The sequence below is a fragment of the Ignatzschineria sp. PL_is040 genome (genome assembly GCF_055813795.1).
Genome location: NZ_JBVPGU010000070.1, coordinates 1 through 223 on the forward strand (window position 1 = coordinate 1; position 223 = coordinate 223).

The window sequence follows — 223 nt, forward strand, 5'->3', positions numbered from 1 at the left end:
CCTTGGAGGATGGTCCCCCCATGTTCAGACAGGATTTCTCGTGTCCCGCCCTACTTGTTGATATGCCTAGTACCACTTACTGTATTTAAAATACGGGGCTATCACCCACTACGGCTCATCTTTCCAGATGATTCTTCTATACAATAAGTTATCACATATCGGCTCTTCCCGGGTCGCTCGCCACTACTGCGGGAATCTCAATTGATTTCTTTTCCTCTGGTTA

The 223-nt window shown here is 46.6% G+C and carries 1 rRNA gene; it reads right to left on the reverse strand.

Features of this window, described 5'->3' with window-relative positions:
* Positions 1-223 (reverse strand): 23S ribosomal RNA (locus AC0SAP_RS10460); the annotation flags it as partial.